Annotated in this window: 10 protein-coding genes; 6 read left to right on the top strand and 4 right to left on the bottom strand. The window is 63.1% G+C overall.

Going from position 1 to position 12,120, the window contains the following annotated elements; translation table 11 throughout:
* Positions 1 to 285: 285 nt before the first annotated feature.
* Positions 286 to 1,392, bottom strand: coding sequence for a hypothetical protein (locus IFO71_RS09660; RefSeq protein WP_192029433.1), 1,107 nt, complete (start codon positions 1,390 to 1,392; stop codon positions 286 to 288).
* Positions 1,393 to 1,572: 180 nt separating this feature from the next.
* Here IFO71_RS09660 and thiD point away from each other — a divergent pair, with 180 nt between their 5' ends.
* Together thiD and IFO71_RS09670 are read left to right on the top strand one after the other, a co-directional pair.
* Entirely contained in the window at positions 1,573 to 2,352 is a 780-nt protein-coding gene (gene thiD / locus IFO71_RS09665) for a bifunctional hydroxymethylpyrimidine kinase/phosphomethylpyrimidine kinase (RefSeq protein WP_192029434.1), read from the top strand.
* A gap of 383 nt (positions 2,353 to 2,735) precedes the next feature.
* A complete protein-coding gene (locus IFO71_RS09670; protein WP_192029435.1) occupies positions 2,736 to 5,045 on the top strand; it encodes a hypothetical protein in 2,310 nt (769 codons plus the stop codon).
* A gap of 97 nt (positions 5,046 to 5,142) precedes the next feature.
* On the opposite strand, the gene IFO71_RS09675 is transcribed toward IFO71_RS09670, so the two are convergent.
* On the bottom strand, positions 5,143 to 6,156 hold the full coding sequence (locus tag IFO71_RS09675) for an isocitrate dehydrogenase (RefSeq protein WP_192029436.1): 1,014 nt from the start codon (positions 6,154 to 6,156) through the stop codon (positions 5,143 to 5,145).
* A gap of 99 nt (positions 6,157 to 6,255) precedes the next feature.
* Here IFO71_RS09675 and IFO71_RS09680 point away from each other — a divergent pair, with 99 nt between their 5' ends.
* Positions 6,256 to 7,347, top strand: coding sequence for a hypothetical protein (locus IFO71_RS09680; protein WP_192029437.1), 1,092 nt, complete (start codon positions 6,256 to 6,258; stop codon positions 7,345 to 7,347).
* A 75-nt stretch (positions 7,348 to 7,422) separates the two neighbouring features.
* Here the strand turns inward: IFO71_RS09680 and IFO71_RS09685 are convergent, their stop codons facing one another.
* On the bottom strand, positions 7,423 to 7,815 hold the full coding sequence (locus IFO71_RS09685; protein ID WP_192029438.1) for a carboxymuconolactone decarboxylase family protein: 393 nt from the start codon (positions 7,813 to 7,815) through the stop codon (positions 7,423 to 7,425).
* Positions 7,812 to 8,099 (bottom strand): glutaredoxin 3, encoded by a 288-nt coding sequence (gene grxC, locus IFO71_RS09690; RefSeq protein WP_192029439.1) that lies wholly within the window; start codon positions 8,097 to 8,099, stop codon positions 7,812 to 7,814. The genes IFO71_RS09685 and grxC overlap by 4 nt, the downstream gene beginning before the upstream one ends.
* A 195-nt stretch (positions 8,100 to 8,294) precedes the next feature.
* Between grxC and IFO71_RS09695 the strand changes: the two genes are divergently transcribed.
* The 3 genes from IFO71_RS09695 (at position 8,295) to phoR (ending at position 12,060) form a co-directional block, all read left to right on the top strand.
* Entirely contained in the window at positions 8,295 to 9,911 is a 1,617-nt protein-coding gene (locus tag IFO71_RS09695; protein ID WP_192029440.1) for a M48 family metalloprotease, read from the top strand.
* 54 nt (positions 9,912 to 9,965) lie between these two features.
* The gene (gene phoB, locus IFO71_RS09700; protein ID WP_192029441.1) at positions 9,966 to 10,655 is read left to right on the top strand and encodes a phosphate regulon transcriptional regulator PhoB; all 690 of its coding nucleotides are present in this window, start codon (positions 9,966 to 9,968) and stop codon (positions 10,653 to 10,655) included.
* A gap of 79 nt (positions 10,656 to 10,734) precedes the next feature.
* The gene (gene phoR / locus IFO71_RS09705; RefSeq protein WP_192029442.1) at positions 10,735 to 12,060 is read left to right on the top strand and encodes a phosphate regulon sensor histidine kinase PhoR; all 1,326 of its coding nucleotides are present in this window, start codon (positions 10,735 to 10,737) and stop codon (positions 12,058 to 12,060) included.
* The last annotated feature ends 60 nt before the right edge of the window (positions 12,061 to 12,120 follow it).

The raw sequence follows: 12,120 nt of genomic DNA on the forward strand, positions 1-12,120 counted from the left end.
ACGCAGCAACGGCTACTTCGTAGCCTGCGCCTTCGCTATGCTCGGTCGGCTGCTGTCGCAGCTACGCGGGACTGCGTCCCGATCTCGCCCAAGTGGGCCCACCACTTGGGCTCGTCGCGCCTTACACTCGACGCAAAGTGCTCGGTGATCATCCGCGCCCCCTCATGAAATATCCGGGCTAACGGGAGGACTTGCACCTCCAAGAGTGCGCCCGTGCCGGGCGCACCAAAAAAAAGGCTTCCTTGCGGAAGCCTTCGAACAATGCCCTGTTGATTCGGAGTACTGCTAAAAACTGAGGATCCACTGCGCTTCGAACTCGACCTGACTGCCGGTTTCAAAGCCACGACGGACGTAGGGCGAAGAGCCCAGGAAATAGGTCACCGGCGAATAGCTGGCCGCGAGGCGGAACTCGCCAAAGCCGACGCTGGCGCGACGATAGTCGAACTCGACGTTGGTGTCGGAATACAGCACGTTCAACGCGCGGTCGAGCAGCTGCGAAGTCGGACGCGGCTGCTGCTGACTGGTCAGACGCAAGGTCCAGGTGCCACGGTAGTCATCACGCAGGCTGGTTTCCAGCGCATACACGGTCAGGTCGCGCCAAGCGAATTCCGGCGAACCGGCATCGCCCAACAGCGCCAGGAACCTGGTCGGCAGGGCAGAACTGCTGAAGGTCTGCACATCGCTGTAGAACACGCGCTGTACTTCGGCCGACACGTTCAACCGCTGGCCCAGAGGGGCACTGGCGGCGAAGCTGACAAAGCCCGGAATATCGAAGTCACCGGCCTCGGAAAAGACACCGCGGTAGGCCTTGAACGCATCCATCTCGATGCGCGACTGCACAGCGGTTTGCAAGGTCCAGGCGGATTCGCCCAGGGCCGTGCTGGCATCGAGACGCACACCGCTGCCCGAAGCCGACTCGTACAGACTGCCATTGGCGCCCACTCGGCGGCTGCCGGCGCTGCTGCCATCCCATTCGCCATTACCAAAACCCAGCGTGGAGTACTGCTGTCGAGCCACGATGGCCGACAGGCCCAACTCGCGGTTCCCGCTGCCGCTGACGCTGAGGCGGGTGCCGGCAAAATCGGAGGCTATTCCGTGACCTGCCAGCGCGTTGCCAGCGAACAATCCTCGCGGGGCAAACTGCGGCCCGAAGCGGTCAGCGATGGTGGTGCTGGCCGATGCTGCGCTGGCCAGGCTCAAGTGGCCTTCCACCGCTGCCGACGGCAGGACCGACAACGAGGTCGACAGTACAGTCGGCGCCTCAACCTGGGCCTGATCGGCATACCAGTCGAACGACGGGGCGACCAAGGCTGCGGCATAGTCACGCCATTGCTCCATTGCATCTGCCGAAGCCACGGTCGGGACGCCGGCGAGCAGAAGTGCAGAAATCAACGGTTGGCTGCGCATGAGGGAGGTGATTTGAGTTAAGCCAAAGTAATGTGGGCTTGCGCGGCGAAGTATCCGGGCTGCGACTGCCCTGGTCAAGCAGTTGTTGCAAAAATGCCGCGTAACAAAGTCACTCAAATCAAGACTTTCAGCCCACCACCCCATTCCTGTTGCGAAAACACCACAATGCTTCGTCCACATGTCTTGCTGTTTGCTGGCACTGAAAGCCAAGGCCGCGCCGGCTTGCACAGCGATTTGCGCGCCCTGCACGGCTTTCCTTTGCAGGTCAGTTCGGTGGTGACCTGCATCACCGCGCAGCCGATCGGCAGCTTGCCCAGCGCGCTGCTGGCCTCTACGGCCTTGCTGGAGCAGCAACTAGACGCCGCCCTACAGCTGGGTCCGCCCGCAGCGATCAAGGTCGGCTTGCTCGGCAGCGAAGCGGCCGCACAGGCGCTGATCGCGCTCAGGCAGCACCTTGGGCCGGCGCTCCACTGCCCGATGATCATCGATCCGGTAATGCATTCGAGCGCCGCATCGCCCGCTTCCGGACTGTCATCGCTGTCGCGCGCCGTCTGGTGGCAGTTGTTGTCGCTGGCAGATCTGGTCACTCCCAACCTGCAGGAAGCAGCCTGGCTGCTGCAGGTCGACCTGGCCCAAGTCGTTCAGCGCCCTGCGCTGGCCGCACGCGCCCTTGCCGAACGCCTGCAGACGCACGTGCTGCTGAAGGGCGGCCACGGTGCGGGTCAGCTGCTGACCGATACCTTGATTGAGGGCGCCGATCAACTGAGCTTTTCGCGCCCCCGGGTACAGGTCGCCACCCGCGGAACCGGCTGCTACCTGGCCAGCGCTATCGCCGCCCGGCTGGCGCTGGGGAAAACCCTGCGCCAAGCCTGTGTCGACGCCGGCGATCAACTACATGCCGCTCTGCGCCAAGGGCAACCACCCGCCTGCCTCACCGGCGGCTGAATGCACAAGCTGACGTTGGATCAGGCTTCTGCTACTTTTAACGGCTTGATCACATTTCAACGCAGATCGCGTCTGCATTCTTTCCCTGAACCGAGGAACGCGCCGATGTCCCAGCGCCGAGGCCCGATGGCCCTGTTGACCCTACTCAGCTGTTTCGCTTTCAACGCACATGCTGAGTCAACCGCTACTTATCACCCGCTTGCCTCGAGCAAGAAGCCGGGCGCTGCGGCCAAGAGCGCCCCGGAGGCAACACAGTTGCCTGACGTTTCATTTGAAATGCGCGTTCATTACCACGCGGACGGCCGCGTTGAACACAGCTGTTCGCAGGTGCACGAAGCCTCCGAGGTTGATAACGGACGCAACGGGACGGAGCGACAGAAGTGATGAACCACACCTTGAAGACAAGCCTTGCCCTTGCCCTGGGCGTACTCACCCTGCCCGGCTTGGCCATGGCGCAATCAACGGAATTGCAGCCCGGCGGCAATGTGTCAGTCGCGATTCCGGCGCAGAGCTTTACCAACGATGTCTACATCGATATTCCGGAAGGCGCCGAACGCATCACCATCAATGCCAGCGCAGCCGATGGCAGCATCGACATTGATATGCTGGCGCGCTTCGAATCCGCCTTTCCCGCTACCACGCTCGACAATCGGCCGCCTGAAGCAGGCTGGCTGACGGATCATGCGCAGTATCTCGCGGTATCGCCGCTGGCGAATGAATCGATCACCATCAGTCAATCGAGCTGGCAGCCGATTCGCGCTGGCCGACTCTACCTGTCCTTGATCAACTATGCCGGCAGCACGGCGCAGACCACGGTGTCAGCCAGCATCGGGGCGCAGAACGACTTTGTCCCGATCACCATCGTCACCAACGATTCCAGCAATGGATCGAGCGACGAGACCTGCAATGTCAGCGGGTTCAGCGACAGCACTGCCCGCACGCCGATTCGCGGCAACAGCGGCACGACCTTGGGCCAGCAGCGCCAGCAGGCCATCGCCGAAGCGGCCCGCTTGTTGGGGCTGCAATTGCGCCCGTCAGTGCCGATTCGTATCCAGGCCTGTTGGGACAACCTGGACTTCGGCGCTACCGGCGGCGTGCTGGCACAGGCCGGACCGACCGGCTTGTTCGTCTCCGACACCTTTGCCACCGGGACTCCGGCCACCGGTGGATTGCGTACTGAGCTGAAGTTCGTCCGTCATCGGCAGTCGATCTACTCCAAAGCCGCGATCGCTCAGCAGGCGGGCACCCCCTCCTGTGGCGTGTTCAGCGATTCCTGCAGCAGCAGCTACGATGTCCGCATCACCTTCAATCTGGCCCCCGATCAGTCGGCGCAAACCAACCGTAGGTTCGACTACGGCTTTACTGCGGAAGGCAGCGTCGGTTCCAGCTTCATCACCACTGCGATGCACGAAATCATCCATGGATTGGGCTTTGTCGGTCTGGTGGACCTGCGAGCCGATGATGGTGATCCGGTCGGTGGCAAGCTGTCGTCGTATGACGATGTCTACGGCCGTTGGGTGCGGATGACCGAGGACGGCAGTGTGCCGTTCCTGCGCGGCACCGACGAGCAACGCGCTGCAGCCCTGGTGGGCCTGAATCAGGCGCGCTTCGCCGGCCCCAGCGCGATCGTCTCGGTGGAAAACCCGCTGATCAACTTCCCGGCACCGGAGCAATACATCGCGCTGCATACGCCGCAAACCATTGCCCCGGGTTCGACCTACTCGCATATCAGCGTGGCCTACCCGAATCAGATGATGGCGGCTGCCGTTTCCTCCAACGCGCCGCGCAACATGGGCCTGGCGCTGGACATGCTTTACGACCTAGGCTGGAGCCCGAACCCAACTTCTGCACCGGAACCGGTAGTTAAGGAAGGCCAGTACTTTGACCCCCTGCGCAATGGACACGGCTTCGATTTCCGGCGCGTTGCGGGCACCACCGATCTGTACTTCATGATCTATTACAGCTTCGACGCCGCCGGCAATCCTGAGTGGTTCAGCACCCTGGGCCGAGTGGTCGACGGTCTGTATTTGCCGCCGCCCAACCCGTTTGGCGACAGTCTTGCCCGCAACCTGTTCCGACCGGGACAAACGCCGCAGACGGTGGAGGACGACACGCCGACGTTCAACGGACAGGTACGCATTGACTTCGACAATTCGGCGACGGACTCGCCGGCCTGCCAGCAGAGCCCGGAGCTGCGCCCGGACACCGGCCTAGGCCAGCTGACCTTGTTGTTCAGTGATGATCCGGCCAGCCTGCGCTGGTGCTCACAATTGCTGCTGGATGGCCGTGAAGGCGTCACCACCGATTACAGCGGCATCTGGTTCAATCCGGCCGACCCGGGCTGGGGCATCACCTTCCTCAGCTTCCCCGGCGTCGGTGGCGACGGCCTGGCGGCTGAGATCTACTACCCCGACTCGACCGGTCGTGGTCGCTGGGCAACTTTCCAGACCGCCACCTATGTACCGGGTGACGAAATTCCGGTGATGCAGGTTTCGAATGGCTATTGCCGTGATTGTCCGGCCCCGGACCAGCTTGAGTTCACCCAGATCGGCACCATCCGGGTCAACCTCAGCACCGGCAATGGCGGCGCCGACAGCACCGTGTCACTCGATGTGACCTACCCCGGTGCCGAGGGCGGGCGCTTCACCCGCACCGACTCACCGATCGTGCCGGGCAGCGAACCACAGTTCTGATCTCGCCCCGAGCAATGAACGAAAAGCCCCGGCAATGCCGGGGCTTTTTTTTCGTCCGCTGAAATTCACCGAACCTGTACTTTCAGCGAAGCGTCGACTACTGCTCGTTGACCCGCTCGGCGATTGCCTCGGCGAAGGTCTCGGTGGTGCCGGTGCCGCCAAGATCCGGGGTGACCCGATCGCGGGCCTCCATCGTGCTGACGATGGCGCGACGCAGTCGACGCGCATCCTGCTCCATGCCGAAGTGACCGAGCATTTGCGCGGCACCCAGCAACAGCGCACAGGGGTTGGCAATGCCTTGACCGGCGATGTCCGGCGCCGAGCCGTGCACCGCTTCGAAGATCGCCGCTTCGGTACCGATGTTGGCCCCCGGTGCCAGGCCCAGACCGCCGACCAGACCGGCGCAGAGGTCGGAAATGATGTCGCCGAACAGATTGGTGGTGACCAGCACATCGAACTGCTCAGGTCGCATCACCAACTGCATGCAGCAGTTGTCGACGATCATTTCCTGACACTCGATGTCGGCGTAGTCAGCCGCCACCTTGCGCGCGGTATGCAGGAACAGGCCCGAGGTCGATTTCAGGATATTCGCCTTGTGCACCACCGTGACCTTCTTGCGGCCCAGCTTGCGCGCCATGTCAAAGGCGTAGCGCACGATGCGCTCGCTGCCACGGCGGGTGACTTTCTGCGTGAGCGTGGCGACTTCGCCATCGGCCGACAACTGCTGGCCTTCGCCGATGTAAGCGCCTTCGGTATTCTCACGCACCGTGATCAGGTCGACGCCGGTGTAGCGCGACTTGGTGTTCGGGAAGGTAATCGCCGGGCGCACATTGGCATAGAGGTCGAAGCGCTTGCGCAACTCGACATTGATCGAACTGAAACCTTCGCCCACCGGCGTGGTCAGAGGGCTCTTCAGGGCCACCCGATGCTTGCGGATCGCGTCGAGCGTGGCCGAGGGGAGCAGTTCACCGCAGTTGTTGTAGGCGCCGAGACCGGCCTCTACAAATTCATACTGGAATCCACAGCCCATGCGATCGAGCACAAGTAAGGTGGCGTCCATAATCTCCGGGCCAATACCATCGCCACGGATTACGGCAATTGTCTGCGTCATGAGGGATCCTCTTCCTGGGCAACTCCACCCTACCGGGCCGAGCGCGTGCGTAAACCCAGCATTATCGCCCGGCTTGAGAAACGGGTACAGTTACGCGCCATGAATACGCCCATCACATTTGCGCTGCGCCACCTGCTGACCGGGGCGCTGGCTCTGGCGCCGATCTGCGCTGCAGCCGCACCGCAGGTCACGCTGTGGCCGGAGTCCCCCGCGGTGGGGCAGCCGTTTCAAGTCGAAATCCTCGGTGAATGGGCACCTGCCTGTGCTCCTCGAGTGGGTGACAGCTGGCTTGAAGACGATCAGATCGTGGTCAAGCTGCTTGATTCGGAAAAGCAATGCGCTGACCAACCCAAGGCGCCACTGGTGCTGCGTAGCTCGAGCGCCACCCCGCTCAGCGTCGATCGTGCCGGTACGTTCCAGATCCGCGTACTGGGCGGCAGCCCGGAACGAACCCGTGCTTTTGGTCTCGCGGCGGTCGGCGATGTCGAGCTGTACACACCGGAATCCGGCCTTTGGTGGCCGGAGCGTGGCGGCCAGTACGACACCAGCGGGCCGGGACTGGGCGTGCAGATCGAGGTTCAGGGCGACTCCCTGGCGTTGAATCTTTCCGGCTATGACAACGCCGGCACCCCGTTCTGGTGGTTTGCTGCCGGCGCCAGCCAGGCCCTGCCGCAATCCCTCCCGCTGACGGCTCTGAAGGGCGGCAGCGGCCCATTCGCCAAGTACGCCGCACCGGTCGATGCGCTGTCCGGCGGCACGGTGCATATCGAATGGCTGAGCTCGGCCCGCGCGGTCTTCTGGTTCGTGCGCGACCCACTGAGCGAATCTGAAGGGCTTGAGGTCCGGCCGATTTCGATGACCCGCTTCGCCTTTGGCCTGCGCGCCGGTGACAGCTGGCGAGGCGACTGGGTGCTGTTGCAGCGTGGGGCCGAAGGCGAAGTCGGTGCCAACGCGCTGCGCTTCGACGCGTTTCAGGCCGATGACAACGGCTTCGACCTACGCGCAGGCGACCACTGGCGCCTGCGCTGCGAAATCGACCGCGAACGCCCGGACAGCCCTCCCACCGCTTGCACCCTCCTCAACGGCAACACCCTGGTCGGCGACTTCGTCGACATCGGCCTGACTCGCTTGCAAGGCGTCTCGCGCAGCGGCCAGAGCCTGCGTTTGAGCCGCATCGAGGATGGCTTTTAGCCGGGCTGGCGGGAAGCGCAGCCGCCGACACTGACCCGGCGGCCCGATCGTTACCGCCAGTCGTTGCGCGCGGACTTACGCCTGCGCGGCGGCGTTCGGCTCACCGGCTTCCAGCTGATCGAGAAAATCCACGGCGCGACGCATGTGCGGAATGACGATGCTGCCGCCCACCACCAGGCCGACGCTGAACGCCTCGAACAGCTCGTCGCGATTCACTCCGGCTTGCTTGCACTGCGCCACGTGGTAGCTGATGCAATCGTCGCAGCGCAGCACCATCGAGGCCACCAGGCCGAGCAGCTCCTTGGTCTTCAGATCCAGCGCGCCGGGCTTGTAGGTTTGCGTATCCAGCGCAAAGAAGCGCCGCACGACCTGATTGTCCTGCGACAGAATGCGCTCATTCATGCGCTGCCGATACTCGGTAAATGCCTGCACCCGGTCGGCGCCGGCCTCCGCATCGATGTGGCTCATGCTGGCTCCTCCAGCAGGCCTTGCAGTCGACCGGCACGATCCAGCGCGACCAGATCATCATAACCACCGACATGGGTGTCACCGATGAAGATTTGCGGCACGCTGGTGCGGCGTGCGCGTTGCAGCATGGTTTCTCGCTGCACCGGGTCGATATCCACCCGCACTTCGGTCCAGTTCAAGCCCTTGTGCTTGAGAAAATTCTTCGCCGCCACGCAATACGGGCATATGGCGGTGGTATACATCAGCACGTCACGCATCAGGATCTCCCACAGTGGCGGCAACATCCTGCCTGCAGAGGTTGCCGGTTCGCAATTCGTTGTGGATTCGGCTGTCGCAACATCCGGACCAGCGGCTTGGCTGAACGCCAACTCGCCCGGGTGTCGCCACCGCGAGCCGACTCGCCTGCTTCGGTATATGGTGACGGTTCGAACTTTTTCCACCCTTTGAAATCAAAGCCGTAATGTATGCGGAGAGTCGGAATGCCGTTGCGCACCTTGAAGCCAATTGTGATTGCGCTGAGCTTGGCTCTCAGCGCCGGGCCAGCCGTTGCGGCCGACGGCAATCAGCTGCCTGAGATTGGCTCTTCGGCGGCAACCCTGATCTCGCCTGCCGAAGAGGCGCGCTACGGTCGCGAGTTGCTGGGCGAGTTTCGTCGCTACGGCTATCTGGTCGACGATCCCTTGGTCGAGTCATGGCTGCAGGAGCTCGGTCACCGACTCGCAGCGCGCAGCGACCGCCCAGAGCAGGACTTCCGCTTCTTCATGGTGCAGTCGCGGCAGATCAACGCCTTCGCCACCTTGGGTGGTTATGTCGGCATGAACGCCGGCCTGGTGCTGCTGGCCGAGCGTGAAGATGAGGTCGCCGCCGTGCTGGCCCATGAGGTGTCCCATGCCACCCAACGCCATATCGTGCGCTCGGTGGAAGCTGCGCAGAAAGATGCGCTGCCGATCACTCTGGCCATGCTCGGGGCCCTGGTAGCGGCCCAGGCGGCCGGCGGTGACGGCGACGCCAGTCAGGCGGCAATTGCCGGCGGCCTCGCCCTGATGCAGCAGCGGCAGATCAACTACACCCGCAGCAATGAACATGAGGCCGATCGAATCGGCATTCAGATTCTCAGCCGCAGCGGATTCGATCCGCTGTCCATGGCCGACTTCTTTGGCCGGCTGCAGCGCGCTACTCGAAGCCAGGGCGATGCAGTGCCCGACTACTTGCGCACCCATCCAGTCACCACCACCCGCATCAGCGAGGCCAAGGACCGTGCGGCCAAGATGGAACCGGCCAGCTCAACGCTGCCGCTGGGAAGGGCCATCAATCCGATGTTGCCCGGCCAATGGCGCGAAGGCCTGGACCTGGCCTCGGGCCCCAACCCTGCATTGTTCGAGCTGGCACGCGAACGCTTGCGGGTATTGAGTGCGGCCACCGCCAGCGAGGCCCTGAGCGCCTATCAGCATCACAACGAAGACCGGCTAGCATCGGAAGCCGAGCGCTACGGCCGGGCGCTGGCCTTGCTCAGCAATGGCAAAGCAGATGAGGCGTTTCAACTGCTCGATGCGCTGTATCAGGGCGCCTTGGCGTCGAGCGATTCGCACCGACTATGGTTCGCCATTCCGCGAGCTGAAGCGCAGTTCCGTGCCGGTCGTTTCGATCAGGCCGAGCAGGCATTTGAATCGCTGTTGGTGCAGTTCCCACGCAACCGCGCGGTCGCCCTCAGCTATGCGCAGGTCTTGATCGAGCAGAACACGCGGGAAACCGGTCAGCGCGCCCAGCGTATCCTGCGGCCGCTGCTGGCCAGCGATCTCGATGATGCCTTCATGCAGGCCAGCTTCGCTCGCGCCAGCGAGTTGGCTGGCGACACCGTGCGTGCGGCCGAGGCACACGCCGAGGCGGCCTTCCTTTCCGGGCGCGCCGAAGATGCACTCAATCAGCTGGCCCGCCTGAAAGAACGGGAAGACCTCGACTATGTGCAGCGCGCCCGGGTCGACGCGCGCATGGCCGAGATGACTCCGGTGGTGTTGGAGCTGCGCAAGCGCGGCATTCGCCCCGGCCAGACCGAGCGCAATGTGACAAACGATCGGCAAAGCGTCACCGATTGGTAACATTTCTGCTATTTACTCAGCGGGAGGTATCCATCAAGCCCGTGAGCTGGCCCGGTGAACAAGCAGATTCTGATCGTTGACGACGAAGCCGCAATTCGAGACATGGTGGCATTCGCCCTGCGCAAGGCAGACTATGAGCCGGTCGGCGCTGCCGACGTTCGTGAGGCACAGACGCGTATTGCCGAGCGGGTGCCCGACCTGATCCTGCTCGACTGGATGCTGCCTGGCACCAGCGGCATCGAGTACGCGCGCCGCCTGCGCCGCGATGACATGACCCGCGAAGTACCGATCATCATGCTCACCGCCCGTGGCGACGAGAATGATCGTGTCAGCGGGCTGGAGTCCGGTGTTGATGACTACGTGGTGAAACCGTTCTCGGCCCGCGAGCTGCTGGCCCGCATCAAGGCAGTCATTCGCCGCAGCCACGGCGACGATGGCGAAGGCACTGTTCTGGTCGGTCCACTGGTACTGGATACCGCCGCGCACCGGGTCCGCTCTGGTGATATCGAACTGCACCTGGGGCCGATTGAGTACCGTCTGCTGGCCTTCTTCATGACCCATACCGACCGCGTCTATTCACGCGCCCAGCTGCTCGATCAGGTTTGGGGCAGCAATGTGTATGTTGAGGAACGTACCGTCGACGTGCACATTCGACGCTTGCGCAAGGCCTTGGAGAAAGGCCAGGCGGACTCACTGGTTCAGACTGTGCGCGGTGCCGGCTACCGCTTCTCGGCGGTGGCCTGAGCTCGTTCGCCTGCAATGACCGGCGCACCGGGTCGCTCAGCTAAGCTTGCAGCATGAAGCCGCACGCTGAATCCCGTTCATGAGCGCCCGCTATCGTGCCTGGCAGATCTCGATGGCCAGGCTGCTGGCCTGGGTCGCCGTGTGCACCATCACTGGCGCAGCGCTGGGACATGTCTGGGCCGGGCTCAGCTTTGGTCTGGCCGGTGCCCTTGCCTGGCACTACTACCACATTGCACAGCTACTGCGACGACTGGCTGAGCGGCGCGCCATGCCACCAGCAGAATCCTCCGGCCTGCTGAGCGAAGTGCAGGACCGCATCTATCGCCGCCAATTGGAATCGCGACGGCGCAAGCAAAGTCTGCAGTTGGTATTGCGGGCGTTCCGCGAAGCCGCCGCGGCCCTGCCCGATGCCGTCGTGGTGGTCGCCGCGCGCGACCACAAGATTGCCTGGTTCAACGATGCCGCCGTCGAGTTGCTCGGTCTGCGCCGCCAGAAAGACATAGGTATGCGCATCAACAACCTGCTTCGCCACCCGCGCATCATGGATTGGCTGACAGCAGAGGATTCCGACCCCTTGCACGAAGTGCTCTGGGATGTGCCCTCACCGCGAGATGCGTCGATCCGCCTGTCGATGCGGATGGTGGAGTACACGCAACTGCAGCGGCTGCTGATCGTTCGTGACATCTCACGGCTGATTCGGCTGGAGCAGGTGCGACGCGACTTCGTTGCCAATGTCAGTCATGAGCTGCGCACGCCGCTGACCGTCATTCACGGCTACCTCAGCGCCATCGATGCCGACGACCACCCCGAGCTGGCTGAGTTGCTCGGCGAGATGAGTCGACAGTCAGAGCGCATGCAACGCATTGTTGAGGATCTACTCACGTTGTCGCGACTCGAATCGCAGCAGACATCGACACAGGAGCGAGTACCCGTCGCAGCGCTGTTGCAGACTTTGATCCGCGAAGCCGAGGCGCTCAGCGCCGGTCGCCATCACATCGAGTTGCACGACAACACGCAGCTGGATCTTTTGGGATCGCCGAAAGAGCTGCACAGCGCGTTCTCCAACCTGGTCAGCAATGCGGTGCGCTACACGCCGGCAGGTGGCACCATTGCACTGCGTTTTGACGGCGACCGACAACGCGGCGCCTGCTTCAGTGTCAGCGATACGGGCCCGGGCATTGCCGCCGAACACATCCCGCGCATCACTGAGCGCTTCTATCGGGTGTCGAACAGCCGCTCGCGCGAAACCGGTGGCACCGGTCTTGGCCTTGCCATCGTCAAGCATGCCCTGGCCTTGCATTCCGCCCAGCTCGACATTCGCAGTGAGCTCGGCAAGGGCACCCAGTTCAGCTGTGTGTTCGATCCGCAGCACGTCGCGGAACGACAGCCATCCGCCACCACCTAGCAGTCGACCCTACGCGACAGCCACGGCGGCATGCCACCGGCCGTCGGTAGAAAGGCTAAG

This window comes from Pseudomarimonas arenosa, from assembly GCF_014841215.1.
GTDB classification, from domain to species: Bacteria; Pseudomonadota; Gammaproteobacteria; order Xanthomonadales; family Xanthomonadaceae; genus Pseudomarimonas; species Pseudomarimonas arenosa.

Excerpts from the sequence above, each read along its gene's own strand:
- thiD (WP_192029434.1), top strand. The coding sequence starts at position 1,573 with ATGCTTCGTCCACATGTCTTGCTGTTTGCTGGCACTGAAAGCCAAGGC.
- IFO71_RS09670 (WP_192029435.1), top strand. The coding sequence starts at position 2,736 with ATGAACCACACCTTGAAGACAAGCCTTGCCCTTGCCCTGGGCGTACTC.
- IFO71_RS09675 (WP_192029436.1), bottom strand. The coding sequence starts at position 6,156 with ATGACGCAGACAATTGCCGTAATCCGTGGCGATGGTATTGGCCCGGAG.
- IFO71_RS09680 (WP_192029437.1), top strand. The coding sequence starts at position 6,256 with ATGAATACGCCCATCACATTTGCGCTGCGCCACCTGCTGACCGGGGCG.
- IFO71_RS09685 (WP_192029438.1), bottom strand. The coding sequence starts at position 7,815 with ATGAGCCACATCGATGCGGAGGCCGGCGCCGACCGGGTGCAGGCATTT.
- grxC (WP_192029439.1), bottom strand. The coding sequence starts at position 8,099 with ATGTTGCCGCCACTGTGGGAGATCCTGATGCGTGACGTGCTGATGTAT.
- IFO71_RS09695 (WP_192029440.1), top strand. The coding sequence starts at position 8,295 with ATGCCGTTGCGCACCTTGAAGCCAATTGTGATTGCGCTGAGCTTGGCT.
- phoR (WP_192029442.1), top strand. The coding sequence starts at position 10,735 with ATGAGCGCCCGCTATCGTGCCTGGCAGATCTCGATGGCCAGGCTGCTG.